This window comes from Pseudanabaena biceps PCC 7429, assembly GCF_000332215.1.
Taxonomy (GTDB): Bacteria; Cyanobacteriota; Cyanobacteriia; order Pseudanabaenales; family Pseudanabaenaceae; genus Pseudanabaena; species Pseudanabaena biceps.
The window spans coordinates 1-1,577 of record NZ_ALWB01000420.1; the positions used below are offsets into that span (position 1 = coordinate 1).

The 1,577-nt window shown below is 43.2% G+C and carries 2 protein-coding genes; both read left to right on the forward strand.

What is annotated here, in order from left to right:
• Positions 1-45 precede the first annotated feature (45 nt).
• Entirely contained in the window at positions 46-702 is a 657-nt protein-coding gene (locus PSE7429_RS22880; RefSeq protein WP_009629788.1) for a response regulator, read from the forward strand.
• 334 nt (positions 703-1,036) lie between these two features.
• On the forward strand, positions 1,037-1,486 hold the full coding sequence (locus PSE7429_RS22885; RefSeq protein ID WP_009629789.1) for a hypothetical protein: 450 nt from the start codon (positions 1,037-1,039) through the stop codon (positions 1,484-1,486).
• The last annotated feature ends 91 nt before the right edge of the window (positions 1,487-1,577 follow it).

The following is a 1,577-nucleotide window of genomic DNA, read 5'->3' on the forward strand; positions in this document are numbered from 1 at the left end:
ACTGAACCCGCTATAATCAAATCAAATTCAATCAAATTTAGAATTATGACTGCGGCGACAGCATCTAAACCTTTAAAAGTCCTAATTGTTGAAGACGATCCACTCATCCAACTTGGATTAGAGCAATCGCTTTCTCAACAGCCGAATATCACCGTAGTTGGCATCGCAGAGGATGGCTATATCGGGGTAAAGATGGCACAGGAACTGCATCCTGACATTATCGTAATGGATATTGGATTGCCAAGGCTAGATGGGATTTCAGCAACGCAAAAAATTAAAAGTGCTTCCCCAAATGTTCATATTGTGATGCTTAGTTCCCATACCGATGACACGGAGATTATTGCCGCCTTATCGAGCGGTGCTGATGCCTATTGTGTAAAAGGGACATCTACTGAAAGTCTATTAGCCGCTTTCACGGCTGCCATGGATGGGGCGACCTATCTCGATCCCCAAGTTGCCCGTAAAGTGATGGATCATCTCAAGCCCCCCACTCAAGTTGAAAATAACTCACACCTATCTCAACGGGAACTGGAAGTGCTGAAATTAATTGTCGATGGTAAGAGCAATCCCGAAATTGCGAAAACTCTCTATCTCAGCCCTAATACCATTAAAACCCATGTGCGCGGCATTATGAATAAGCTATCCGTTGACGATCGCGTTCAAGCCGCAGTGGTAGCTTTGCGATCGGGTTTAGTTAATTAGTAGCTTATGAAAAACCCCAAAAGCTGTGGCGCACGCGCAGCGTGCGCCACAGCTTTTGGCTCTGTTTTTTAATTATGCCTAGTTACTTAGGCTCTTGAGGATAAAACTTTGGCTGAGCAGAGTCGAAGCTCTATTTTTCTCATAAATGATTTAGGAAAGAGATCGTCTTTTGGTGCGCTCTTTCCGATGGTTTAGGATTTTGGTAGTTTGGCAATTGATGACGTGAGTATAATGCTGTGTAATGCCCTCACTTAAATGGATTCGACTGCGATTGGTAATAAAGCTATATAATGAAAATTGATTTACAGCGCAACAAAACAGAGCAATAAAAACTGTGGCACATACCTTTTTAGTGCAACCTGGGAAATGGACTCTCGAGGGAAACTGGATAGAGAGAGATTCCATGCCAATTCGAGTTAAGGGTAGAACTTTAGTAGGTTGGTCAAAGGATAATTTTTGGTTTACCATGGTCACAAAGTTGACCTTTCCCGAAAGCGATCGCGAAGAGCTAACCATGGCTTATAAGGGGCGGATTGATTCTGATGAGCGTCGTTTTACCTTTGTGGTTGATGATAGCTCTCTTGGTAAGGTTGAGGGGGAAGGGATAATTGGTCCAGATTCAATTACTCAACGCTATTGGGTAATGGGGGATAAAAAAATGCGGACGGGGTTTCAAACTCTTTATCGTCGCGATAACAATATTTATTCTCTAGCTAGCGGAATTATTGCGGGGCAGAATCTTGAAAGTACCATGGAAGCAATCATTACCCGTCACGATTCTTAACTATAGCTATATTCACTTGGGGACTTGCGATTTAATGAAGTACCAAATATAAAACCAGAATCGGTGGCGCGGTTCCGCCGCGCCACCGATT

Excerpts from the sequence above, each read along its gene's own strand:
- PSE7429_RS22880 (WP_009629788.1), top strand. The coding sequence starts at position 46 with ATGACTGCGGCGACAGCATCTAAACCTTTAAAAGTCCTAATTGTTGAA.